The 23,065-nt window shown below is 53.7% G+C and carries 24 protein-coding genes; 11 read left to right on the forward strand and 13 right to left on the reverse strand.

Annotation, left to right across the window (positions count from 1 at the left end; all coding sequences use genetic code 11):
* Positions 1-7: 7 nt before the first annotated feature.
* A complete protein-coding gene (locus FRD01_RS00590; protein WP_249755892.1) occupies positions 8-922 on the reverse strand; it encodes a type 1 glutamine amidotransferase domain-containing protein in 915 nt (304 codons plus the stop codon).
* Between the two features lie 110 nt (positions 923-1,032).
* Between FRD01_RS00590 and FRD01_RS00595 the strand changes: the two genes are divergently transcribed.
* Positions 1,033-2,262 carry a GTPase family protein gene (locus FRD01_RS00595; RefSeq protein WP_249755893.1) on the forward strand — a complete coding sequence of 410 codons (1,230 nt, stop codon included), beginning with the start codon at positions 1,033-1,035 and terminating at the stop codon, positions 2,260-2,262.
* A gap of 3 nt (positions 2,263-2,265) precedes the next feature.
* On the opposite strand, the gene FRD01_RS00600 is transcribed toward FRD01_RS00595, so the two are convergent.
* From FRD01_RS00600 to FRD01_RS00615, 4 genes are all read right to left on the reverse strand, one after another.
* On the reverse strand, positions 2,266-2,520 hold the full coding sequence (locus FRD01_RS00600; protein ID WP_146956661.1) for a hypothetical protein: 255 nt from the start codon (positions 2,518-2,520) through the stop codon (positions 2,266-2,268).
* A gap of 187 nt (positions 2,521-2,707) precedes the next feature.
* A complete protein-coding gene (locus FRD01_RS24805; RefSeq protein ID WP_146956663.1) occupies positions 2,708-2,890 on the reverse strand; it encodes a DUF2256 domain-containing protein in 183 nt (60 codons plus the stop codon).
* A 57-nt stretch (positions 2,891-2,947) separates the two neighbouring features.
* The gene (locus tag FRD01_RS00610; RefSeq protein ID WP_146956665.1) at positions 2,948-3,610 is read right to left on the reverse strand and encodes a DUF4336 domain-containing protein; all 663 of its coding nucleotides are present in this window, start codon (positions 3,608-3,610) and stop codon (positions 2,948-2,950) included.
* Positions 3,611-3,613: 3 nt separating this feature from the next.
* The gene (locus tag FRD01_RS00615) at positions 3,614-5,038 is read right to left on the reverse strand and encodes a DUF4832 domain-containing protein (protein WP_146956667.1); all 1,425 of its coding nucleotides are present in this window, start codon (positions 5,036-5,038) and stop codon (positions 3,614-3,616) included.
* 109 nt (positions 5,039-5,147) lie between these two features.
* Here FRD01_RS00615 and FRD01_RS00620 point away from each other — a divergent pair, with 109 nt between their 5' ends.
* A complete protein-coding gene (locus FRD01_RS00620; RefSeq protein WP_249755894.1) occupies positions 5,148-5,501 on the forward strand; it encodes a rhodanese-like domain-containing protein in 354 nt (117 codons plus the stop codon).
* Here FRD01_RS00620 and FRD01_RS00625 read toward each other — a convergent pair.
* Together FRD01_RS00625 and FRD01_RS00630 are read right to left on the reverse strand one after the other, a co-directional pair.
* Entirely contained in the window at positions 5,498-8,035 is a 2,538-nt protein-coding gene (locus FRD01_RS00625; protein WP_146956668.1) for a PAS domain S-box protein, read from the reverse strand. The two genes, FRD01_RS00620 and FRD01_RS00625, sit on opposite strands and share 4 nt — an antisense overlap.
* A 100-nt stretch (positions 8,036-8,135) precedes the next feature.
* Positions 8,136-10,589, reverse strand: coding sequence for a GcvT family protein (locus FRD01_RS00630; protein ID WP_146956670.1), 2,454 nt, complete (start codon positions 10,587-10,589; stop codon positions 8,136-8,138).
* A gap of 136 nt (positions 10,590-10,725) precedes the next feature.
* Between FRD01_RS00630 and FRD01_RS00635 the strand changes: the two genes are divergently transcribed.
* Positions 10,726-11,940: an ATP-binding protein gene (locus tag FRD01_RS00635; protein ID WP_249755895.1), complete on the forward strand. Its 1,215-nt coding sequence runs from the start codon at positions 10,726-10,728 to the stop codon at positions 11,938-11,940.
* Here FRD01_RS00635 and FRD01_RS00640 read toward each other — a convergent pair.
* Positions 11,937-12,257, reverse strand: coding sequence for a hypothetical protein (locus FRD01_RS00640; RefSeq protein WP_146956674.1), 321 nt, complete (start codon positions 12,255-12,257; stop codon positions 11,937-11,939). The two genes, FRD01_RS00635 and FRD01_RS00640, sit on opposite strands and share 4 nt — an antisense overlap.
* A 76-nt stretch (positions 12,258-12,333) precedes the next feature.
* On the opposite strand from FRD01_RS00640, the gene FRD01_RS00645 reads away from it, so the two are divergent.
* Positions 12,334-13,434: a hypothetical protein gene (locus tag FRD01_RS00645; RefSeq protein ID WP_146956676.1), complete on the forward strand. Its 1,101-nt coding sequence runs from the start codon at positions 12,334-12,336 to the stop codon at positions 13,432-13,434.
* A 30-nt stretch (positions 13,435-13,464) separates the two neighbouring features.
* Here FRD01_RS00645 and FRD01_RS00650 read toward each other — a convergent pair whose 3' ends face one another.
* Together FRD01_RS00650 and FRD01_RS00655 are read right to left on the reverse strand one after the other, a co-directional pair.
* Positions 13,465-13,650 (reverse strand): hypothetical protein, encoded by a 186-nt coding sequence (locus FRD01_RS00650; protein ID WP_146956678.1) that lies wholly within the window; start codon positions 13,648-13,650, stop codon positions 13,465-13,467.
* 711 nt (positions 13,651-14,361) lie between these two features.
* Positions 14,362-14,619 carry a dihydrofolate reductase family protein gene (locus FRD01_RS00655; RefSeq protein ID WP_146956679.1) on the reverse strand — a complete coding sequence of 86 codons (258 nt, stop codon included), beginning with the start codon at positions 14,617-14,619 and terminating at the stop codon, positions 14,362-14,364.
* Positions 14,620-15,144: 525 nt separating this feature from the next.
* Between FRD01_RS00655 and FRD01_RS00660 the strand changes: the two genes are divergently transcribed.
* Entirely contained in the window at positions 15,145-15,684 is a 540-nt protein-coding gene (locus FRD01_RS00660; protein WP_249755896.1) for an ice-binding family protein, read from the forward strand.
* Between the two features lie 111 nt (positions 15,685-15,795).
* Entirely contained in the window at positions 15,796-16,314 is a 519-nt protein-coding gene (locus FRD01_RS00665; protein WP_146956683.1) for an NUDIX domain-containing protein, read from the forward strand.
* Positions 16,315-16,361: 47 nt separating this feature from the next.
* On the opposite strand, the gene FRD01_RS00670 is transcribed toward FRD01_RS00665, so the two are convergent.
* Entirely contained in the window at positions 16,362-17,429 is a 1,068-nt protein-coding gene (locus FRD01_RS00670; protein WP_146956685.1) for a Kelch repeat-containing protein, read from the reverse strand.
* Positions 17,426-18,001 (reverse strand): TetR/AcrR family transcriptional regulator, encoded by a 576-nt coding sequence (locus tag FRD01_RS00675; protein ID WP_146956687.1) that lies wholly within the window; start codon positions 17,999-18,001, stop codon positions 17,426-17,428. The genes FRD01_RS00670 and FRD01_RS00675 overlap by 4 nt, the downstream gene beginning before the upstream one ends.
* Positions 18,002-18,131: 130 nt before the next feature.
* Here FRD01_RS00675 and FRD01_RS00680 point away from each other — a divergent pair, with 130 nt between their 5' ends.
* The gene (locus FRD01_RS00680) at positions 18,132-19,145 is read left to right on the forward strand and encodes a hypothetical protein (protein WP_146956688.1); all 1,014 of its coding nucleotides are present in this window, start codon (positions 18,132-18,134) and stop codon (positions 19,143-19,145) included.
* Positions 19,146-19,403: 258 nt separating this feature from the next.
* Here the strand turns inward: FRD01_RS00680 and FRD01_RS00685 are convergent, their stop codons facing one another.
* Positions 19,404-20,039 carry a hypothetical protein gene (locus tag FRD01_RS00685; protein ID WP_146956690.1) on the reverse strand — a complete coding sequence of 212 codons (636 nt, stop codon included), beginning with the start codon at positions 20,037-20,039 and terminating at the stop codon, positions 19,404-19,406.
* Positions 20,040-20,052: 13 nt separating this feature from the next.
* Between FRD01_RS00685 and FRD01_RS00690 the strand changes: the two genes are divergently transcribed.
* The 4 genes from FRD01_RS00690 to FRD01_RS00705 all read left to right on the forward strand — a co-directional run bounded on the left by FRD01_RS00690 (position 20,053) and on the right by FRD01_RS00705 (position 23,005).
* Positions 20,053-20,367, forward strand: a complete 315-nt coding sequence (locus FRD01_RS00690) for a hypothetical protein (protein WP_146956692.1) — start codon at positions 20,053-20,055, stop codon at positions 20,365-20,367.
* A 79-nt stretch (positions 20,368-20,446) separates the two neighbouring features.
* On the forward strand, positions 20,447-21,217 hold the full coding sequence (locus tag FRD01_RS00695; protein WP_146956694.1) for an RNA polymerase sigma factor: 771 nt from the start codon (positions 20,447-20,449) through the stop codon (positions 21,215-21,217).
* 103 nt (positions 21,218-21,320) lie between these two features.
* Entirely contained in the window at positions 21,321-22,736 is a 1,416-nt protein-coding gene (locus tag FRD01_RS00700) for a viperin family antiviral radical SAM protein (RefSeq protein WP_146956695.1), read from the forward strand.
* Complete coding sequence (locus tag FRD01_RS00705; protein ID WP_146956697.1) at positions 22,733-23,005, forward strand: DUF4258 domain-containing protein; 273 nt, start codon at positions 22,733-22,735, stop codon at positions 23,003-23,005. Before FRD01_RS00700 ends, FRD01_RS00705 begins: the two co-directional genes overlap by 4 nt.
* Positions 23,006-23,065 lie beyond the last annotated feature (60 nt).

Genomic DNA, 23,065 nt, shown 5'->3' on the forward strand with positions numbered 1-23,065 from the left:
CCGGCGCTTATCTGATGAGTTCTAGGATTTTCTCGCCCACGCCAGTCGCTGACGCGGGGTTTTGGCCGGTTACCAGTCGTTCGTCGGCGACGACATGTGCTTCAAAATTCTCGGCAGGAACGTGGATTGCTCCGCGTTCCGTGAGTTTGTCGGCGAGCAAGAAGGGGACAACCGAGGTGAGCTCGACAGCGTCTTCCTCCGCGTTGGTAAATGCGGCGAGCTTTTTCCCCGCAACCAGATAACTCCCATCGCTCAACTTGATATCCACAAGTCCGGCCGGTCCGTGGCAAACCGCGGCAACCACACCACCATTCTCGTAGATTGTCGCGGCAGCTTGCGCGAGTTCGGCGTTGTTTGGGAAATCCCACATTGCACCATGTCCGCCCGCATAAAAAATCGCCGAGAAATCAGCGGGATTCACGTCCGATGGTTTCATGGTGTTCGTGAGTTCTTTCGCGTCTGGGGACGCGAGGAATTCAACGTTTATCGGGTCCTCGAGGTCGTTGCTCTTTGGGTCCATTTCAACCGCGCCACCATTGGGGCTCACGAATTTTACGCCGACTCCAGCTTGTGACAGAACGTGCCAAGGATGCGCCACTTCGCTCAGGAAATAGCCGGTCTTCTTCCCTGTATCACCGAGCTCTGTGTGTCCAGAAACTACGAAGAGTACAGGCTTTGTGGATGATACCGGTTGGTCGGGATTGACGGTGGCGTCGGACGTCTCGGACTCGCAACTTACTTGAGCAGGATAGGTCTCCAAAAGCACACAGTCGTCCGGGCACCCCGCGGCGGCACAGGCTGACTTTGCCTCGGTGTAACACTGACCTTCATGTTTGATCTCACAGCTTTCGGTGACGGTTTTTCCGGCACATCCGAATGTCATTAAGACGAAGAGTACAAGCACTGACGATAGATTTTTCATAAAATTCCTGTCTCTAGCCGAGTTGCCAAATGCGATACCATAAACCCCTCCAGGGGCTATACTCCGGAAAAGATGGTATACAACGACCCAAGCAAAGTCAGAGGGTGATTGTGAGCGAATTTGCGAATTTGGTAGCGGAACTCGAAGAGCTTCTGGAAAACATTCCGGGGACTCAAAACCTTCGGCTGGAGTTAGGCGAATTGAGACGATTGATACTAGAACAACGTGCCCCAAGGTTTGTCCTTGTTGGACGTCGAGGCAGCGGGAAGTCGAGCCTCGTCAACGCGATTTTTGGACAGGAGGTGGCAGAAGTTGGTCACACGAAGTCTCAAACTGGCCGTGGGCGTTGGTGGACTTACGAGAGCGAGCTCGGAAATATCGAGATTCTGGATACTCGAGGACTCCAAGAGGGGAGCAAGCCCGAAGGCGAAGATGAGGAGTCTTCGCCACTAGAATCAATCGTTGCTTCTATTGGTGAGCGCCTGCCCGATGCGGTGTTATTTTTGGTAAAGGCAAAGGAAGTGGATGCCGCGATTGACGCAGATATCGATGCGTTGCTCAACATTCGGCGCCGACTCAAAGAAGAACACATGCCGATTGTTGCCGTGATTACGCATGTGGACGAGCTCGAGCCAAAAAATGTTAGGCTGCATGAGGCTGAAGACGAGGACCCGCACGATATTGAAGAAAAGCTCAAGCGCGTCCAAGAGGTACAGCGCCACCTCGACGATAAAATTCGTGAACACGCTGAGCTGAAAAAGGATTTGGTCGCCGTGATAGGCGTGAGCTCGTATATGTCGTGGAAGAAGGACGGCACGTTGCGTGCCGACGAGCGGTGGCGTATCGAAGACCTCGTCTTCTACCTGGCAAAAGAGCTTCCGGATGAGGCCCAGGTTACCTTTGCGCGACTGTCTCGCATGACTCGCGTTCAACGCACGATTGCACACCGCCTGACCAACGTGGTTTCGGGACTCTGCGGTGGAATTGCTGCGACGCCTCTTCCGGTGGCTGATATAGCGCCTATAACGAGTCTTCAGGTGAGTCTTGTGGCGGGGATCGCGTACGTTTCAGGTCGAGAGATGAACGTAAAAACGGCTGCCGAGTTTATGGCAGCCATGGGACTCAATGTGGGGATTGGCTACGGACTCAGAGAAGTGGCGAGGGCGCTTTTAAAGACCCTTGCACTTGGACCCGGAACGGCTGCTTCCGCTGCGATTGCGGCAGCTGCGACTTACGGAATAGGTCGCGCCGCCACCGCCTACTTCCTGGACGGAAAGACTATTGAAGAGGCGAAGTCCGAGTTTGAAGACGCCAAAGAAGACGGGCCAAAAACAACGTGACCCTTAGGTTTTTGGAAACCATTGTCCTTGAACCGTCTTCCAGTATTTCGTGAACCTGGACACTGGGCCCTTGTAGTTCACAAACGCAGGCTCCTGCACAAACTCGACATGGTCGAGTGTGCCGAGCCACATACCAGTGCCTCGCTTCTCCCAGACTCGGCGCCAGAAGTCTCGCCAAGCCAATTCAAACACGAATTTGTACGCACCTTCACGATACTTTCCGACGGCAAATTCGGCGGCTTCTCGCAGTGTGAGCACTCCGTGCCGAAAATAAGGGGAGAGGCGCGTAACCTCGCCAGAGGGTCGACAGCTGCCAGCGCCTTGAGCGCCGCCTCACGCGTGCCGTCCCATTGGCTCTCGTTGCCTTGAATTTCGGGAAAGTGTTCTTTGATTTGGGCGTACCGCGTTCGTCGGTCCGAGGCCAATGTGATTTCAACCGGCTCCTTCACGTAGGTTCACCTTCAGAGGCTTGTGACTTGTTGCGACGACACCTCTCCGAGCAGTACTTTACATCCTCCCAGTTCTTGGTCCATGACTTGCGCCACGTCATTGTGAGGCCGCAGACCGTGCAGGTTTTACTTGGAAGGGCGGCCTTGTTGCCTTTGAATCCTCTTTTCTTATCTGGCATGCACTCACTCGCTCGAAGCGAAACTTAGGATGCGGGGCCATTGGAGGAGGTGCGCTATCAGAAATCACCCAACCACCCATACGCTTTATGAAGTTTGGCCGTGGCATCGTCAGCAATGATTTGACCGTGGGCGAGCACGATGGTCTCGGGGGCGTGGTCCAGCAACGTTCGGATTTCATTGCGAGCCACATCACGCTTCATTGCCAAGCGCTCGAGATTACTAGCGCTCGGGCCAGGGTACGCGCCGCCTAAACCCAAAGCCAATCGTGTTAGCAGTGGGGCGGTTTTGGGAATGTTGAAGAGTAGGTCTGTTACGATCAACGTCTTGGAAGGCTGGTGAAAGAACACTGCTTCGTTCACAAATGGCAGGCTCTCCAGCACTTTAACCTCAAGCTCGTCCGGCCAAGGTAGGTGGGCGTCTAGCAGGCCCTCAAACTGTAGGTCTTTGCGTTTTTGGGCGAGACCTGGAGACGCCCACGCGTGAGCCCCCAAGTCCATCCAGGGTTTAAGGTAGAGATGGTGGAATTTGTTCGGCCCGACCACCCACTTGACCTGGCCAAGAGCGTCCATCTCTCGCCTCAATTCGGGTGTGGGGGCGATGGGTGAATGGAGAAGAAGGTCATCACCAAAACGTACCACGCTCATCCGAGTTCCGATTTCCACGCCAAAGAATCGCAAGGGCTGGTCAAAAATCCAAAGGTTGTCATGAACTTGTCGCATCGCCTACCTCGAGCCCGCGAGTGTCGCATTGAATTCCAGCCTTTGCCCGGGAAGCAGGCGCTCGGACTTCAGCTGGATGGCCGGGGCGTTTTGGGTTGGTGAGCCAGAATTGAATCTGAAAGTCCTGGATTCGCCAGGCAGGAGGCCGCGCAAGCTGGCGTCACTTCGCTCTTCGCCCAGCTCAACCCAGGCTTCGTAGTAGAACGGTGCCACGCCTTCATTGGTGATGTGAACCTCCGAGTATTCTTCGCAGATTTCAAAGTGCGTAACGCGGAAAGCATATCCGGTGTTCAGCCCTGCCTCTCGAATTCTGGCGGTGCTTTGGTGCTCGGGTTGGCCATCACCAATCATGTACGTGATGTGGAACTCTTGGGATTCTTCCGAAAAAGTTCGTCCATGGATGCCGTCTGAGTTGAGAACGTTCTCCTGGTCGAATGCGGAATAGTAAGAAAACTCTCCGCCGTGAGGGGCTCGTTGATACCTTGCCGAGTGGTCGAAGAAATTCCACATGTCTGTGTTATAGCCGTCGTGCTCAGAGTGCATGAACGAGTCGTCAAAGACTCCGAATCGCAAGTCCCTCAGGGCTTGGTTAATGGAGAATGGCGAGTAGTAGGAGCTTCCAGCGTCAATGGAAACGCTCCAAATCAAATCTTCTAGATGCTGGTCAAGATGATTGAGAAAAGTCTCTTGAAATGCGTGAGACGGAAATTCTTGGCCGATTTCACGTGGCCCTTCGTATATATGGTATTCGGCCCATAACCCGAAGCCGACCTGCAAGAACGCAATTCTGGGGTCAGAGTCATACCGCTCGGCAAAGGCTTCGAAGAAGTCTAGATGAAACTGCTGAAGCGTAGCGCTGGACCAGTCTGGGAACGAGGTAGTCTGACCCTCTGTGGTACCAGTAGTTTCCTGATACGTTGCGCTATCCTTGATCCATTGAGGGACCTCTGTGGGGCGGCCGGGCCAGACGTAGTGGAACCTGATGATGGCTTGATTTTCACGGCTCGCAATGCGGTCGAGGAGGGCGTCAAAAGCTCTCCAGTCGTAGGTTCCGGGACCGGTGGAGATTGCTCCCGGCGAGGCGTAAGCGAACTCAAGTGCGATGTTTCCAGGCTCGGTTTTTACGGCGTTCGAATTCCAACTCGATTCCCAGAGCACAATTCCTGTCATAGGCTGGACGCGAGTAATCTCGGAGTTTAGCGCGGGGAGCCAGCAGTCCGCGGATTGATCGGGCGAGGCAGTCTGGTCTGGCGAGTCTGAGTCATCGCCGTCGTCCGCTTCGTTAGTTGTACCCTGATCATCTTCGACTGGCATGTCTGAAAAGGCGGAGTCCGGCAAACCCAAGTCCGCTGTGTTTGCATTGGCAGAGTCGTTGGTGCAGCTAGGTCCTAAGGCCGCTAGAAAAAAGGCAATGATGAGTCGATTCACAGTGGGAGCTCGCGCGAGTGTATGGGCAGAATAGCTCTACCGACACGCATTTGAAACCTTGCGCGAAAAATTACTCTCTAAGCAATAGTTCTCCACGCGGAGGTCAGAGATGTCGATGGAAACGCTCGGTATATTGGTTGGTTTGTTCGTGGTGATGCTCGTACTCAAGAAGGTCATGACGGGCAAAACGATTAGCGGCGCAGAGGCCCGATCCCTCGTCGAGTCGGGAGCTGTGCTCGTCGATGTGAGGACCCCTGAGGAGTTCAGTTCCGGTCATATCAAGGGAGCCAAGAATATCCCGGCCTCTGAGATCGATCAGCGTGCCTCGGAGTTGCCCAAGGACAAGCCTGTGGTGGTGTACTGCAGGTCAGGCGCTAGGAGCGGCCGCGCTCGGTCCATCTTGGTGTCCAAAGGGTATCAAGACGTGCATAACCTCGGGCCGATGGGAGCGTGGTCGAGTTAGATCTGCACAACCACCACGCGATTTTTGCCGGCGCGTTTTGCTTGGTAGCAGGCATCGTCCGCGGCACTCATCAGTGATTCTTGGTCAATGCCGGATTCAAAAATAGCGACGCCCACGCTCACCGAGATTGTGAGTTGGCTTTCTTCCCACGGAATTGCCATATCCTGAATCAGCGACCGGACATGTTCGGAGATCTCGATTGCGCGGTGTTTTGGGCAGCCTGGAAGTACCAGGGCAAACTCATCACCACCGATTCTGGCAGCGACGTCATCTTTTCGTATTGCCGATTTGAGCCGCTTTGCGACTTCACGCAAAAGTGCGTCTCCTGCGGCGTGGCCGTGCGTATCATTGATTCCTTTGAACTCGTCTAGGTCTATCAGAGCGAGACTGGAGTGCTTGGAAGCTGAAGCTATCGTGTCCTCGATGGCACGCTCAAAGCCTCGACGATTGGCCAGTTCGGTCAGAGGATCAATTTGCGCGAGAAGATCGGAATTCAAACTTCGTTGTCGCTCGGCACTCGTGTCATGAATGACCAAAAGTATATCCGGATGCTCGTCCTCGCCAAGCGGTGTTCCCATGATGGAAACAGGGATTTGCCTACCTTGACTCTGCACGACAAGGTCCGACTTTTGACTCAACGAGCCTGCGAAAGCCGGCGATAACTTTGACATGTCAATGTTCTCACCCTTTCCGTCTTCATTGCGAAGTACCAGGACGTCGAGAATCCGCTTTTCCAAAACCTCTGCGATATCCACTCCAAGGAGAGTTAACGCAACCGAGTTCGCGTACTTGATCTTGAGTTTTGCATCAACGAGTAGAATCGCATCTCCAACCGATTCAAGTATAGTTCTTGTGTGTTGTTCTTTCTCGATCAGTTGTGCTTTGGCGACTCGCTCCGCGGTAACGTCCTGAATCAAGGAGACGAAGTGAAGTGGGTGGCCATCGGCATCATGAACCAGCGATACAGAGAGCCGTCCCCAGAGGAAGGACCCATCCTTGCGGAAGTATCGTTTGTCCATTTGATAAGTACTTCGAATTCCAGCGAGGACTTCTTGAAGAAGCTCAAGGTCCTTGTCCAAGTCTTCTTTGTGGGTCAGGGACTGAAAGTTCGTAACAAGAAGTTCCTTGCGAGAGTATCCAAGCATGTGACAAAGGGCCGGGTTGACATCGATCCAAGCTCCCTGCAAGGAAACCAGGGCGAACCCGTGGGCGGCGGATTCAAAGGCTCCTGAGAATTTCTCGGTTTCCAGTCGTGCCTTTTCTTCAATGAGCTTAAGATCTGAGATGTCGAGCCGGGTTCCTGATACCGCCAAGGGTACGCCATCAGCGGTCCACTGGTGAACGCGGCCGCGGTCATGCACCCAAACCCAGTGACCGTTTTTGTGCGCCACACGATATCTTATGTCGAAGTCTGGCATCTCGGATTCAAGGCCTTTCATGGCCGTTCTGAACTTCTCAACGTCATCGGAATGGATCAGTCTCTCCCAAAGATCGAAACTTAAAGGTTCCAACTCTGCAAGGGTATAGCCAACAATGTCCGCCCAACGGTCGTTAACACGCGCCTCTCCGCTTTGAAGGTTCCATTCCCATGTACCCGCATGAGTGCCCTCGATGATGGTCGCCAAACGGCGCCGTTCTTCGGCCAAGGTCCCAACTAGCGTATGCATCTGAGTGACGTCGTTCATCACCATGACGGCACCTCGCACCATACCGTCTGGCCCTTGGATGGTGTTCGCTGAACAATTCACAACGCGCGCAGATGCGCCGGGGATTTTGAGCAGAAGCGTGCGGTTTCTAAACAATGTCCCGGAACAAGCCGCTTGAAGGGGGTGGTCATCAAGACTGAGTAGAGTTTCAGAATCAGGAAGGAGCAACTCGTGAGTGCCGTACCATTGACTCAGCGGCATGCCTTGGTTGTTCATCCCGAACCAACTGATCGCGACATCATTGAGTTCAACGGGAACGTCCTGCCCCAGACACGTGACTACTGCTGACGGTAATGTAGCAAGGGTTTGAGCGTGAACCAAGTTGTCTACAATGCGTTGGTCCCTTTCTCGACTCGATTCAAGGACACGAAGCGCAGATTTAGCGAGTTCCCTCAGGGCGAGCTTTTGCGAGGGTTTGAGATCTCTGGGTTCAAAGTCGATGACACAAAGCGTGCCGTATCGATATCCTGCGCTCCCGACTAGCGGAACTCCAAAGTAGAATCGAATATGGGGAGGGCCAGTCACGAGGGGGTTGTTCTTGAACCGCTGATCCTCCAAGGTGTCTTGAACTTCCAGTGGCTCGTCGCTGAGAATAGCGTAGCTGCAAAGTGCAACGTCTCTCGCAGTTTCCGCAACGTCTATTCCACATTGTGATTTGAACCATTGACGATCCAAGTCAACGATGCTGACAAGCGAGACAGGCACCTCGCAGAGTGCCGCTGCAGCGCGTGTGATTCCGTCGAGGATCGGATCTGGTTCAGTATCTAAGACGCGCAGGTCCCTGACTGCCTGCAGACGCTCCAGCTCTTTGCTATTCAAATCCTTCATAACTTAACCTTGTCGGTTTCAGTCTGTTTGGGAGGACGATAGAGCGTTTGGGCTAATTCGTCGACTCTCCACTATGCATGGCGCTTCAGCTTTCTGGCGACTATTTAACTCGCTGACTCAGAGGGTCATATAGGGGGCGCAAGGAAACGCGCGCCGGGACTAGTTCGTTGGCCACCTGAACCTTCCAACTCCCAGAAGAGAGCCAATCATTCGTTATAGGTTCGTCTGATTCCAACATCGCGAGTCCAACCGCGCCTCCAAGCGTCCACCCATAAGACGCTGAGCGCACGTAACCCAAAGCTTTACCATCCCTCAAGACCGGCTCCGCATGGAAGAGCAGGGCGTCTGGGTGGTCTAGAAGCACCTGAACCATGCGTTTCTTGAGCGGCCCCTGCGCTTTCTTAGCGAGAAGTGCCTCTTTGCCCAAGAAGCCTCCGTCCTTGTTGAAGTCGGAGGCGAATCCCAGTCCAGCAGAGAGGACGTCATCCGTGTTGTCGATGTCGTGCCCCCAGTCTCGGTACCCTTTCTCCATTCGGCAGCTTGCGAGCGCCTTGAGGCCCGCGTGGACAAGCCCGAGTGGCTCACCTGCATCCACGATGCGTTCGTACACGTGAGCGGCCATCTCGGTGGGAATGAAGAGCTCGTAGCCGAGCTCGCCAAGGTACGTGATGCGTTGGCAAAGGACTTGGGCGAACCCGATATCGATGAACCGCGATGTGCGGAAGCCGAAGGCGTCATTGGAGAGGTCTTCGGAGGTAAGTTTTTGCAAGAGTTCGCGGGACTTGGGGCCTTGAATGTTGAGCTGTGTCCAGCCGCTTGTGACGTCGGTTACAAAGGCGTGTGAGCCTTCGAAATGGCGGCGCATCCAGGTTTCTACGTGGCGTAGGCACGTGTCCGAGGCGACCACAAAAAACCTCTCGTCGTCGAGCTTCGTCACGGTGAGGTCGGCCTCGATTCCACCCGCGCCATTCAACCACTGCGTATAGGTGACGCGCTCGCGCTCGCCGTTCACATCGTTGGTGGAAAGCCAGTTTAACAGGCGCCCGGCGTCTTTCCCCTGAACTTCGAATTTGGACATAAACGACATGTCCATCACGATGACGCCTTCTCTTACTGCTTTGTGCTCGCGCTCCCAATGGCTCCACCACTCGGTTTTAGCGAATGAGAGCGGCACGGGGTCTGGGGTTTGACCAGCTCCGGCGTACCAGTCGGCGCCTTCCCAACCGCTAACGTCCTTAAAATAGGCACCTTGTGCCTTGAGTTGCTCATGCAGGACCGAACGCTTGATCCCGCGGGCGGTGCTCATTGAGCGGAAAGGGTAGTGGCACTGATAGACGAGCCCCAGGCTCTCCACGGTTCGTGTTCGCCGGTATTCTGGGGTGGATTGGTAAGTCTGCAGGCGGTCAATGTTGAAGCCCGTCATGTCGACATCTGGCTGCCCATTGATGATCCAATGGGCGAGCACCCGGCCTACGCCTCCTCCTGTGAGGATACCGATGGAATTTAGACCGGCTGCGACGAAGTAGTTGCGCAATTCGGGTGCTTCTCCGAGACACGGCTTTAGGTCGGGCGTAAAGCTCTCCGGTCCGCAGAAGAACTTTTTGATTCCGGTTTCCATGGTGATTGGCACGCGTGCCATCGCACGTTCAAGATAGGGCGTCATGCGGTCCCAATCGGGTGGGATTTCGCCAAAATGAAAGTCTTCTGGGATGCCGCCGACCTTCCAGGGGGCGCATTCGGGCTCAAAGAGCCCAAGCATCAGTCCGCCTCCTTCTTCGCGATAGTAGCCGTGGGAGGCTGGGTCTTCGAGGACAGGCCAAGACTTTGAGACACCTTCAATGGGTGCGGTAAGCAAGTAATAGTGCTCTGCCGCCTGTAGCGGGATGTTGACGCCGGATTTGGCCCCGAGCTGCCTGGCCCATATACCCGCGCAATTGACCACAACTTCACACGCAATATCACCGTGTTCGGTGCGCACGCCTTTGACCGAGCGCCCGTCGTGAATCACGTCTAAGACGGCACAGTCTTCGATGATTCGCGCGCCTTGCTTCTTGGCTCCCATCCCCAAGGCCATCGTTACGTCTACTGGGTTTACGCGGCCATCGTCAGGTACGTAGAAACCCGCCAGGACATCATCCACATTGGCCAGTGGAAAGAGCTCGAGGACCTCTTGGGGTGAGATTTCCTGGACGTCGATGCCCATGAGCCGGTTGAATGCGGAGACGCGTCTATACTCTTCTAGTCGGTCCTTGTCGGATGCAACTTCGATGAAGCCGACTTGCATCAATCCGGTAGCCTGGCCCGTTTCTTCTTCAAGGCGGGCGTAGAGGTCGCGCGTGTACTTCCGCATCTCGGTCGATGTTTCAGACGTAGACCCGAAGGTGACCATGAGGCCGGCCGAGTGCCACGTGGTGCCTGCCGTGAGCTTGTTTCGCTCAAGGAGCACCACGTCTTTGCACCCGCCATGAGCGAGGTGATAGGCAACCGAGGTTCCGATAACGCCGCCGCCTATGACGACGACACGAGCTTGTTTAGGAAAGTTTTGAATAGTCATAGCGCCGCGGAAATTACTCCGGGCGGATGTTCTTGTCTACGCGTACTCACTCGGCGTATGCTTGCGCGGGCAAACCACTAGATTGATCCATCCTAAAATGAACCAAGATACCGTTGAACTTTTGAAAAGAATTGAGATGGGCGAAGATTCAGTCTTCGAACTCAAGAGACTGGAGTTTGAGGGATCTAAGGTAAAATCTCCGCATCGCAACTCCATGGCCGATGAGCTGGCTGCAATGGCGAACTCTTCGCACGGTACCGTGGTGCTAGGAGTCGACGACGATAGCCGTGAGATTATCGGGATTCCACTGGATAATCTAGACGCAACGGAGGCGTGGATCCGAAACATCGCCAACGACCTGATTGACCCACCGCTCGATTGTGTGATTCGAAAGGTGCTTGTCGAGATCGAGGGAGTTGAGAAGTACCTCGTCCGTGTGGACGTTCCTAGAAGCCTTTTTGTCCATAAAAGCCCGAATGGCTACTTCCGCAGAATCGGTAGTTCCAAACGAGAGCTCAAGCCGGATGCCCTCGCTCGACTTTTCCAACAGCGGAGTCAGGCGAGGATCATCAGATTTGACGAGCAGGCTGTGCCTGGAACTGGGGTAGACACACTTAAACCCGAGTTATGGCAACGATTTCGCGGGGTATTGTCGTCGAAGGATGATTTGGAATTCTTGCAGAAGATGAAGCTGATAGTTTCCACGGACGAGGGAGTCAGTCGAGCGACCGTAAGTGGGGTTTTGATGGCTAGTGAAGAGCCTCACCAGCATCTGCCTAACGCATTCATTCAAGCTGTCCTTTACAGAGGGACCGAAAGGCACGCTGCAAAGCAACTCGATGCCAAGGATATTGTGGGTCCTCTCGACGTTCAGATAAAGGAGGCATGCAAATTTGTTGAGCGAAACACGAGAGTTTATGCAATCAAGGCGCCGAATCGCATCGAGATTCCTCAATATTCGATGAACGCCGTTTTTGAAGCAGTTGTGAATGCCGTTGCACACCGTGATTACGCCATCTACGCATCCAAAATCAGGCTCCACGTCTTCAGTGATAGGCTGGAAATCTATTCCCCTGGTTCCATACCAAACACGATGACCATCGAGAGTCTTAGTGAACGTCAGGCTGCTCGCAATGAGCTCATCACATCGTTATTGGCGCGATGTCCGATGAACGTTGAAGTCTATGGAACGCAGCGCAGTTACATCATGGATAAGCGCGGGGAAGGCGTTCCCATCATCATTTCGGAGAGTGAGGCGCTATCCGGTCGTCGCCCGGTGTTCGAGCTCATTGATGACGCGGAACTCAAGCTGACGATTTGGGGAGCGGAACCGCCGGAAGTGAATGACTAGAGGTCGATAACCTTGGTGGGTACTTCATCGAGGTCGATACCACCAGCTGTAGACTTGAGTTCCTCGTCTGATTCAGTGTCTGACTCTTCAGCCTCAGCGTCCTCTGTCTTTTCGCCTTTCTTCTTAGCTTTGGCTTTTGGCTCCGCTTCCGAATCGTCGCCTTTCTCTTCGTCAGCTGCTGCCTCTTCAGTGTCATCAGACTGCTTGTCCGCCTGATTCTCCTGATCCTGATAAACGATCTGTGTCTGAGAGAATGAGTTGCCGCTAAATACACAAATTAAAAGAAAAATTGTCAAACACGCTGACCAGAATCGCATATGACCTCCGTTGATGCTCGTGTACAATAGCAGGTGCCCAAAAAACGGCAACGCTCCCATTGTTTAGAGGTTTGACGTGAATCGAATCGGTATCTTCATTCTGAGTGTTTTCGTGCTGAGTTGTTCGGACGAAGCCACGGATTCAGACCCAATTCTGGCCGATGTTGCGCCGATTCCGTCACCGGACGATGGCCCTCCCGCCGGTGGTGAGATTAGGTGTCAGGTGCCCCTTGAGGCGGGCCTAGAAGACGTTTCAAACCCGACCAGTGTGGTAGGAGACGGCACCCCGGAAAGTTGCACAGGCGAAGCATTCATTCAGGCCGTTGAAAGTGGGGGAGTCATTACCTTTGATTGCGGCCCAGACCCTCTTACGATCGAGCTCGAACGCCCGGCAAAGGTAGTTAATGATAGCTCCGAAGAGATTGTGATCGACGGCGGCGGACTCGTAAGCCTCAGCGGGCGCGGGCAAAACAGAATCCTCTACATGAACACGTGCGACGAGGCTCAGACTTGGACTACGCCGAATTGTCAAAACCAAGACCATCCGAGGCTCACGCTGCAGAACCTGACCTTCATCAATGGCAACTCGAAGGCCGAAACTGAGTATGATGGTGGCGGCGCCGTCTGGGTAAGAGGTGGACGTCTGAAGGTCATCAATTCTCGCTTCTTCAACAATGTGTGCGCGGATGAAGGGCCGGACGTGGGCGGTGGCGCGATTCGCGTGTTCTCGCAGTACGAAGGATTGCCGGTCTACGTGGTAAACAGCACGTTTGGGGGCACGGAGGACCTTGGGAACCGCTGCTCAAACGGGGGAGGTATCAGCAGCATTGGCGTCTCGTGGTCCATCTATAACTCTGTCTTCTCCCACAACGTCGCCATCGGTAATGGAGGGAATCCTGCCCAGGCGGGAACGCCTGGAGGTGGAAGCGGCGGCGCGATATACAACGACGGCAACGAGATGACCTTGGAGCTTTGTGGCGTGGATGTCACCGAGAATGAGGTCAATGCTCATGGATCCGGTATTTTCTTCGTCACGAATAATCGAACGGGAAATATTGTTCTTCGAGACACACGTGTTTGGTCCAATCGCGGCGGCTCATGGTACGCATTGCCGGGCATCTCGATGCACGAGGACACGGCGGTGGAACAGGACGAAGCGACGGAATTGAGCAATTAGAATCTTGGACTTGGATTAAGCGCAAACTGGTCACTTTTTCAGACGAGAAATCTCTGACTTCAGACTTTCGATCTCTTTCTCGAATTTCTCCCGCTCTTTTGCGCGCTCCGCTTCGATTTGCGCGTGCTTAGCTTCGATTTGAGCTCGCAACGCGCGTTCTTCGGCCAGTTCGGCCTTGAGTTCAATCGGCGATTTGCCATCGATAAAGAATTCCATAACGACCTTCTCCAACGTTTCTCCTTTAGTTTAGACAACTTCTGCTCGTGCATCAATCTCATCGCGGTACGAAACTCCTCGCTTGTTTCCGGTAGCCTTGTGGACACTCTCATCCAGTCATAGATTCCGTCATCTGGCAGGTGAGACGTGGCCACCAAATACATGCCTCCCAGATTTAGGGGTCTTCGTTTCCAAATTCCGGGATTTTCAGTTTCCTCAAAAAGCCCCTTTTCGCGTAAGAGTCGATCAGGACGTTGGTAGGAGAGCATAACGAGAATCGGTGCTCGAAGGTCTCCTCGCTCCTTGAGCGTGACCTTTTCGAAGGTCTGAAGCAAGTGTCCGGTTTTAGCCAGACAATTGCCATAAGCTGCTCTGCTGACCGATCCCGAAAAGTGCTCAACGATGACGTCTCGTTGAACAAGATCATGTGTGAGTTCACACCACAGCTCGGTCGTTGGAATGACTCGAACAAGAGCATCCACTTCAAGATGTTGCCTCAACACCACCGAGGTCTTGACGTCGCATGAGAGTTGTAGGGCAAAGTTGGTACACCACCTCTCGTGGCGATTATGAATTTTTTTGTTTTTGGCTCCCATGAATATCTCGCAACAAAGGTTACAAAGACATTTTCGGCCAAAATTCTTAAGTGTTGCGCATTTTGTTCATTTTTCTTCGGACATGCACGTCTTGTGGCGAATCACAGAAACCAACTCAGGTAATTTTGTAGCGAATTTGGATCATTCCGCCCCCGATGTTGCGGCACGATTCGGGCTGAAGCTCTGCTTTCACGCCGCCGAATAACGGGATTCCATCACCCAAGAGGGTGGATACCAAAGTGAGGGTGAGCTCGTTGACGAGTCCCTCCGCAAGCGCTGCTCTGAAGAGCTGCCCTCCGTCAAGGTAAACGTCTTTTGAACCAGTCGAGTTCGTCGTTTGGACCTGCGATGAATCCGTCCAATGAGCTGGCAAGAAACGCTCTAACTTGTGGTTCTTTCAAGATGGACCTCCCACTTAACTTGAATCGCTCGGGGCCTTATACGCGACCTAAAGGCCACCATCAACGGAATGGCTGGTGTAAAGTCATTCTCGTGTCGAATCTTCTAGGCCTTTGTTGGTCCGTGCCTATCTTATGTTTTGCTGGCGGTTTGCCTTCATCCCGCTCTATCCTCGATAGAGCGGTACTTCGCAGCCATCTCCGGACCAGAACCTTCAGATAAAATCTGGCAGGAAATATGTATAAAATTATGTGGATTTCTCTCTCTGCGTTGCTCGCCGTTCTTAGCTGCTCTGACGACGACGGTTCAAACAACGTAGTGCCCCGCGACATGGGCCCCGATTCCATGGTGGTAGTCGATGAAGACACCGGCGTTTCTGGAGATGACTCAGGGGCAGATTTAGATGCTCTTGATATCAACAACCCCGTGAATCCAGATGGTCTAGGTCCGGCAATTGTGGAACTTGGCGCAAATGACGACCTCGCAAGCGCAGGTGCCTATGCGATTCATCGCGGACGCGTCCAACGAGTTTGCCACATCAGTCGCTGTCTCAATGCCATGGCGCGTCTATGCTTCCGATTACGCGTCACCAACCCCTGTCAATCTCACCACTGCTGTGCTCGCCATGGAGGCCTCATACACGGATGCTGCGGGACGCACGAACCCCGACGAGTTGAACCTCGCAGATGGCAATCTGGGAGGCTTGACATTGGCCCCAGGACTCTACCGATGGGGGACATCCGTGACCATTCCTTCCAACGTCACAATCTCCGGAAGCGCCCAAGATGTTTGGATTTTCCAAATCTCGAACGATCTCGATGTCAGCGCGGCGCAGCGAGTCACTCTCAGTGGAGGAGCCTCCGCCGCCAATATTTTCTGGCAGGTGGCCGGAGAAGTTGTGATTCATGAGAATGCTCACTTTGAGGGGGGCATCCTCTCTCAAACGGCCGTTACCCTTCAGACGAACGCATCCATGGTCGGGCGCATCTACGCTCAGTCATTGGTAGCGCTAGACAACAATAGCATCTCAACTCCCTAGTGCCATGTTACGGTACGAAACGTTGCGTACCGCAAAGGTCTTGGGTGAAAAATGTCTTTTAAAATAGAGGTATTCGTGTAGGTTGCGCGCCGATCAAAGCGAGGCATTATTATGCGACTTCTGAAAACGATGATTCACCCCGATGTAGAGCCAGCGAGCCCTCGAGTTTTGAGGCGACAGGCTGCAAGGGGAATCGTTTTGCGTGAGGAACAAATCCTCCTTCTCTACACCGAGCGCTACGACGACTTTAGCTTTCCTGGCGGCGGTGTGGATGATGGCGAGGAACTGCTCGATGGGTTGAGGCGCGAAGTCGAGGAGGAAACCGGAGCTCAAGATATCAAGATTTTGCGGGACTTCGGGTATATCGAAGAATACAGACCATTTTGGAAACCCGAATACGACTTGATGCACATGACCTCCCATTTCTTTGTGTGTGACGTCGCGCATGAACTGCGTGAAGCAAAGATGGAGAGTTATGAGCATGCAAATGGGATGCGGCCTGTCTGGGTCGACCTTCGTGAGGCTCTAGCTCACAATCGTGACGTGATGCATCGCCAAGATTCGAAGATGGGACTCTCAATTCAGCGCGAAACTTTCGTGCTGGAGACCGTAGAACAAGAGTTGTTCTAAGTTTTGCGGTACGAAACGTTGCGTACCGTATTCGGGGCTTTTTTCCGTCAGAACTCAAACGCATCCGAGTATTCTGTAGCGCCAAAGGCTTGAACGGCTGCGCCTCCAGGCACAAAGATGAGGTCTCCAATCGAGGCCGCGCCCATCCCGTGTCTTGGATTGATCATGGGTTCGTGGACGGACCAGGTGTCCGTAGTGGGGTCATAGCTCTCTAGAGCATCAAAGACCCCACTGGGCAACTCGGTATTCCCCTCGCCACCGATCACAAATAGTCGGCCTTTGTGGACAGTGTGTGCGACGCCCGCGCGCGACGTAGGCATTAGCGCACCGGAGCTCCACTGGTTGTTCATCGGGTCAAAGAGATGAACGGCATTGGTGTGGCTCAGAAGGCTCGTATTGCGTCCGCCTACAATTACCATCTTCCCGTCCATGAACGCGCCCGCGCCGTGGTCCATGGGGCTTGGGAGCTCAGCTAGAGTCTCGAACGTCAGAGATTGAGTATCGAACTTGTCGAACCGGTTGACGGCACCGCCATCGAGCCCACCCGCGATGTAGATATCTGTTCCGTCAACTCCCATCACCGATGCGCCACGTTCGCGGCCTTGAGGCATAGAGCCACGGTCTATCCAGGTGTTGTCCGAAAGCTCAAAGATGCGGCCATCAGCGTTGAATCCACCCACGAGGAACCCCACGATCCAAATGGACTCGCCGACCACCGCGGCATTCGCGTGGTGCATGCGGAGAGGTAGGTCTGGGCCGGCACGCCAGGTTTTATCGGATGGTGAGTAGATTTCTACGGTCGAGAGCATGGTGCTTCGGTCATCAAAACCACCGATAACCCAGACTTCGTCCTGAAAGGCCAAGACAGCGGTTTCCTGACGTGCGCCCCGAGTTATCGGGGAAATCTCGAGCCATTCACCCTCAGTCGACATGTCTGCCGCAACATCTTCTTCGAAGTCTACTTCTACTGAATCATCTCTTTGCAAATCGGGTGTGCTTAAGTCTTGGTCAGTCCAACCTGACATATCTAAGGGAGGAGGTGGATCTTGGCTTTCGGAACAACCCGCGTTCATGGAGAAAAAGAGTGCCAATCCAACCGAGACAATGAGCTTCATAGGTCACCTAAGTCTGCGGGCATCGCAGCTTTGATGATGGGTTCGACCAGCTGTTCGATCAGCCGCTTTAGCGCCGCGTCACTGGTTTTTGTCCATCGTCCCGACCAGATTTCTATACAAATTCCATGCGTAACCACGCTCGCCCGCCAGGCCAACGCATCACGCTGGCGCGCGTCTAGGCGGGCGTAACGCGCCGATGATTCGAGGTTTTTGGAAAATCCAAAACGCAGTGCCGCCCAATCCGGTGGAGTAGGGTGATTGTGCAGAAAGAGCGCCTCGTAGTAGCGCGGATGGTCCGCGGTGAAGCGTGCGATGGCGAAAGCAGCCCCATGGACCGGATCTATTTTGGCGTCCGTAGCGTCCACTTTGGCCAGCAACTGAGCGATGATCGCGTTCACGACCGCGTCCTGCAGCGCTTGCATATTCTCAAATGCCGCGGAAACCGGAGCCGTGGAGGAACCCAAAGCACCGGCTATTGTGCGTGCGCTCATGGCCTCGAGCCCTTCCTTGTGGACGACTTCGAGGGCGGCTTCGAGTACGTGATCTTTGGTATATCTGGTCTTCGGTGGCATATGGGCGAGATTAGCACAAAAAGTGCCGAGTGCCACATGTTATGTGACGGGTGTTATTTTAATGCTTGAAATCTAACGCGTGTTATATTACAGCTGTTATATCAAGGCGAACGAACCCACGGAGATGCGCATGACGACAGAAGTGAACCAAGCGAACACAACTCACGCACAGATTGATGCAGCCCTAAATATACAACGAAAGGCGGCCATTGTGGCTGGTGGTGCCGTAGATCACGCGGGACGAGTCCGGGTAGTACCGATGGAGAACTTCGACATGCAGAAGACGATCTTCGGTAGTCTGGAAGGTACGCTGCAGCGCACGGTGATGAAGGATAAACTGGCTAAGGAGCCGGTCTGGAACGATGTCGCCGCCAAGGCCATCGAGTCTTCGTACATGGACATCGTTTCGACGGCGCCCGAGCCAGACGTGAACCCTGACTTGATTTCGTTCATGCACAAAGAGTGTGATTTTTCGATGGAGCATGCCGACGGCACGTTCCTCGAGCACCTCCTCTTTTGCCACAACTATGCGGCTCGCCATTATGCAGATCATTCCCCAAACGTGGCTTTGCTGCACTCGATCATGGGAACGGCCACCAATACGTTTGCTATGCCAGTTGGGAAGTTTGAGGCTCTGAAAGAGCGTCTTACAGACTTTGAAGCGCTACAGATCGAGGCGTTCCCGTCCATGCTGCGGCTTTTCTACGACCAGGCGTTGCTGACCGAACTCACGGCAAATATGCACCGAATCGATGAACTCCAAGAGGTCCATTGTTTTCGGGTGATGGATAACAAGCGGATCGTTTTGAATGCCGACGACTTCTGGCACCAACTCAACTATCATCTGATGCACTTTGTGGACTTTATGCCTTCTGCGAACTGGTGGATGCGTCGAAATGACCCTTTGATGCTCATGTTCCGTCAGCTTTCCACATTCTTGGACCAGGCAGGGCAGCGTCGGGCGCACGTGGATGTAGTGTTCCCAGCCATTCCTAAAGCCCCACTGGGCGAAGAACCAACAATCGTAGGACGACTCTCATCGGCTTTGCCCGCGTCTTTGACCCTGAAGTTGGCTCAAAAAACCATCCGAGGTTACTCCGATAAGATCGGCCATAACCTCGGCTACCGTCTGGTGTGGGGATGAGTGGAAGCGGACGTTCTGTTCTAGCGAGTCTACTGACCCGTTGTGCAGGAAGAGTCTGAGATTCTCCACGCCGGTCATCCTCGGCGCCTTAACGCCCCCGGTCACGATGTACGAGTTCTCGCCAGACTCAAATCCGCAACACAAGTCTCCGTTGGCGTCTGGATTGAAGATTTGCTTCATGGCGTCATCGGCAATGATGAGTCGGCTAGCTACCGAAAACCCGCAGTGACTGCAAGCGCGCTTATGTGTTGAGATAAACTATAGTTCTGGTGGTTCCGGGCAAGAGCCTAGTCCATGTGTCTGAACCTGAATCTGGTCCAGGTCACCATCGCCGTCTTCATCAGCCCTGACCGTGGTGACAAGGCCATCCGGGCTGTTCTCGTAGGTGTACGTCGTGAGTTCTGAGGACTCTGGAGTGGTCAAGAAACTAGTAAGCAAGCGCTCTTGGTCGTCATACGTTTGGGTGATTCGTTCGCTCACCAACCCATTAGCCTCTCTTCTTTCGTAGTATGAGAAGACGTAGGAATCAAAGAAGCCCACGTCCCTTAAGTGCACGTACGTTGTCTCATATTCAATGACTCCATCACCGTTATTGTCGTGATAGGCCGTCTCTTCCATCCCATCGTGTGTGAGCTCAACGCGGGATTGAAGTTCGCCGTTTCTATAGTCTTCATAGACGATGATCCGGTCGAGATCGTCATAGGTTAGGATGGACTCTGCGTACGGCATGCCGCCGTCTTCGGAAAGTTCGCTTCCCATGAATTTTCCGTCTTCCCACCGAAAATCGACCTGATAATAGGAGTCTCCGTTGACGTCGTATCGCGTTTGGATTTGGCCGACATCGTCGTAGACCGAGTACGAGACGAAGTCGAACTCGCCATCGTCGTCGCCCATCCGCAGGAATCTCTTGGAATTCTTAATTCACGGTGTGAAGTATGCCTTCCCTGCTAAGCCAGGGGCTATGGTCCGTGGCATAGCTGCAGGCTGGCAAGCACCGGGACTTTCCGAGTTTATGATGGATGAGCCAGAGCCGTACGTTTGGCCCAATGCGTTGGGTTCATTGCGCGGTCATGTCATTGCGCCACTTCACAAGTCGCTGCCAGTTGTGGCGTCCAATGACCCAGAACTTCATGCTCAGTTCGCACTAATCGACTTGATTCGGGTTGGGTCCGCTCGAGAGCGTAAAGTAGCGGCCGAGGAACTGCAAAAGCAGCTTGGATAAAAAGCTGACCAAGCAACTGACTTGGGTGGGGCTTTCATGTACCCTTTGCCATAGTTCAAAGAAGCGCAAGGGAGACCAAATGGGTGAGCAAAAGGATCAACAAGTCGGTTGTGTATCGCGTATCGTTGTAGCGCTCATGGTTCTTGGACCGTCAGTGTTGCTCTTCTTTTCAATTTTGGTAGTTCTCAACCAAGATTCGGGAAATGCGGAAACGTGGCATTTGGTTTGCGCATCCTTCATTTCGCTCTTCGCGGGTTTCGGCATCTACAAGTGGGTGGTCAACAGCAGATTCCTTTCGCGCATGATGGTTGCGCTCGCGGCACTCATGGGGTGTTGCACTGGTGGTGCTGTCTATTTGGAGTCCACTTGGCCAGAGCATTGCGCCGAGGCAATCTATCCAACCCAATTTGAACACGCGCTGCGAAATCTCCGGACCAAGGGAGTGAGCGATGACAACGCTTATGAAATCGCAGCGGACGCCGTAGTGGAGATTTGCGTCGATGGAGAATGGAACGAAAATCCGGCCCAGTACTTCCACGAGGCATTGAGCAAGGATATAATCGACCACTGGCGTCGAAAGGGAGTCTGTCGGCGAAGTCAGGAAAGGTTGGAGCATATCCGTCAGAATTGGCGAGACCCTTTGTCTCCGGAGGACATCATGCTGGTAAGGAGTGTGTTATGTCGCTTGGAGCCCGACGAGCAATGGATTCTTCAGAAAGTGGTGGAGGGAAGGACCGCCCAAGAGATTGCCGATGAGTTAGGAATCAGTCTATCCGCGGCAAAACAACGAACGAAACGCGCCAAGGACGCGTGTCGGGTGATGTATAAGATGTTGGAAAAGGGGGGCTAATTATTTTTTCGCACTTTCCTAAAATTATTTTGTCACTTTCTGGCCTCCTCAAACGAGGACCTCTTGAAAACGGAAGATTTCCTTCCGCTAAAGAGGAGTCCTCATGGCAACCACATTACCCCCATCCGCAAACTATCACCTCACGCAGGCGTGCAACTTCGCCTGCCACTTTTGCTTCGCGACGTTCAAAGACGTTTCTGGAACGCTAAAGCGCGATGACCAGATTCGCATCATCGATGCGCTCGCAGAACACGGGGTCCAAAAGCTGACTTTCGCTGGTGGCGAACCCTTCGTTGTGAAGTGGATCGATGAGCTCATCGCACACGCCAAGAGTCTTGGACTTACCACAATGGTGGTTACCAACGGGTCCTTGCTGACCGAAGAGAGGCTGAGGAAGCTCGCGCCCGTGTTGGATTGGCTCGTGATTTCGTTTGACAGTCAGTATCCAGAAACCAACCGAGCGATCGGTCGAGCGACGCGCAAGGACAATAAGGCGAGCGCAACCGAGCACTATCTGGAAATTGCGCGCGTCGCCAAGGACGCGGGAATTCGGCTGAAGATCAACACGGTGGTGACCAGCAAGAACTCTTCGGAAGACTTTTCGGACTTTCTGCGAATCTCCCGACCAGAACGTTGGAAAGTTTTGGAAGTTCGTGCCGTTGAGGGGCAAAACGATGGTCGCGTAGAAGAGCTCTTAATCGACCCCAAAACGTTCCAAGAGTTTGTTGACCGTCATCAACCGATCTTCGAAGAACTCGACATCGCAGTTACTCCTGAATTCGACGACGATATGCGCGGAAGCTATGTGATGGTGGACCCGAAAGGTCGCTTCTTCGATAGCAGTGCTGGGCGCCATACTTACAGTGAGCCGATTCTCGATATCGGAGTGGCTGCGGCATTCCCACAGGTCAACTTCGACCACGAGAAGTACCTTTCGCGTGGCGCATCCTATCAATGGGAGCGCGGTGAGTTGCCCAGTCTGGTAGCCATTGCCGGGCATCCAGGCGCGGGAAAAGATACGCTGGGAGATATGCTCGTGGAGCAACACGGCTACGTCCGCGTGGCGATTGCTGACCCAATCAAGGATGTTGTTGGCGAACTCTTCGATTTCAACATCGACCAGCTTTACGGGGATGCGCGCAACGATTTGGATCCTCGCCTCAACAAGACCCCGCGGGAAGTCTTCCGGAAGTTCGGCGAAGTGTGTCGAGAACTCGATCCCCAGATTTGGATTCGTCAGTGGCTGAAAGTGATTGACCATCACTTGTCTGCAGGTAGGCGAGTGGTTTGCACCGATATTCGGATGTTTGCGGAGTTGGAGGCCGTCCAAAGTCGCGGGGCTCACACGGTCCTTTTGAGTCGCACTCAGTCGCTAATCAATGCGCCAAAGGTCGAGGTTGACGAATGCGAGATTCTGCGCCGCCCAGGTCTGTTTGACGTGCGAATCGAAAACGACGGTACGCTCGATGAGCTCTTCCGAGCGTTCTACGCCACCGCGCAAATGGGAGGTGCCAAATGAATCACATCATCTACACAGACCATGCACTGTTGAGAATGGCTCAACGAGGCGTCTCCTATGCCCAAGTGGAGCGAGTGCTCCAGTACGGAAGAAAGATCTATCATCGTGGCGCCCTGATCTTTCTGGTTGGAAAACGTGAGATCCGTCGGTTGGCCGGCTTCGTAAACGACATTCACGAGCTCGAAGGGCTGCACGTTGTTGTGAACAGTGAGTGCGTTGTGATCACGACTTACCGCAATCGCGCGACGGTTTTTCGGGTGCGAAGTTAGCGGGTCCGCGGTCCCAGTTTCAAACCTGAAATCGTTAGGGGTACAATAAAGGAATCACCC

Source organism: Microvenator marinus (genome assembly GCF_007993755.1).
Taxonomy (GTDB): Bacteria; Myxococcota_A; Bradymonadia; order Bradymonadales; family Bradymonadaceae; genus Allomicrovenator; species Allomicrovenator marinus.

Coding starts and splice junctions, on each gene's coding strand:
- FRD01_RS00590 (WP_249755892.1), bottom strand. CDS start 922: ATGAAAAATCTATCGTCAGTGCTTGTACTCTTCGTCTTAATGACATTC.
- FRD01_RS24805 (WP_146956663.1), bottom strand. CDS start 2,890: ATGCCAGATAAGAAAAGAGGATTCAAAGGCAACAAGGCCGCCCTTCCA.
- FRD01_RS00610 (WP_146956665.1), bottom strand. CDS start 3,610: ATGCGACAAGTTCATGACAACCTTTGGATTTTTGACCAGCCCTTGCGA.
- FRD01_RS00620 (WP_249755894.1), top strand. CDS start 5,148: ATGTCGATGGAAACGCTCGGTATATTGGTTGGTTTGTTCGTGGTGATG.
- FRD01_RS00625 (WP_146956668.1), bottom strand. CDS start 8,035: ATGAAGGATTTGAATAGCAAAGAGCTGGAGCGTCTGCAGGCAGTCAGG.
- FRD01_RS00630 (WP_146956670.1), bottom strand. CDS start 10,589: ATGACTATTCAAAACTTTCCTAAACAAGCTCGTGTCGTCGTCATAGGC.
- FRD01_RS00635 (WP_249755895.1), top strand. CDS start 10,726: ATGGGCGAAGATTCAGTCTTCGAACTCAAGAGACTGGAGTTTGAGGGA.
- FRD01_RS00640 (WP_146956674.1), bottom strand. CDS start 12,257: ATGCGATTCTGGTCAGCGTGTTTGACAATTTTTCTTTTAATTTGTGTA.
- FRD01_RS00650 (WP_146956678.1), bottom strand. CDS start 13,650: ATGGAATTCTTTATCGATGGCAAATCGCCGATTGAACTCAAGGCCGAA.
- FRD01_RS00660 (WP_249755896.1), top strand. CDS start 15,145: ATGCGATTCATCGCGGACGCGTCCAACGAGTTTGCCACATCAGTCGCT.
- FRD01_RS00665 (WP_146956683.1), top strand. CDS start 15,796: ATGCGACTTCTGAAAACGATGATTCACCCCGATGTAGAGCCAGCGAGC.
- FRD01_RS00670 (WP_146956685.1), bottom strand. CDS start 17,429: ATGAAGCTCATTGTCTCGGTTGGATTGGCACTCTTTTTCTCCATGAAC.
- FRD01_RS00675 (WP_146956687.1), bottom strand. CDS start 18,001: ATGCCACCGAAGACCAGATATACCAAAGATCACGTACTCGAAGCCGCC.
- FRD01_RS00680 (WP_146956688.1), top strand. CDS start 18,132: ATGACGACAGAAGTGAACCAAGCGAACACAACTCACGCACAGATTGAT.
- FRD01_RS00685 (WP_146956690.1), bottom strand. CDS start 20,039: ATGGGCGACGACGATGGCGAGTTCGACTTCGTCTCGTACTCGGTCTAC.
- FRD01_RS00695 (WP_146956694.1), top strand. CDS start 20,447: ATGGGTGAGCAAAAGGATCAACAAGTCGGTTGTGTATCGCGTATCGTT.
- FRD01_RS00700 (WP_146956695.1), top strand. CDS start 21,321: ATGGCAACCACATTACCCCCATCCGCAAACTATCACCTCACGCAGGCG.
- FRD01_RS00705 (WP_146956697.1), top strand. CDS start 22,733: ATGAATCACATCATCTACACAGACCATGCACTGTTGAGAATGGCTCAA.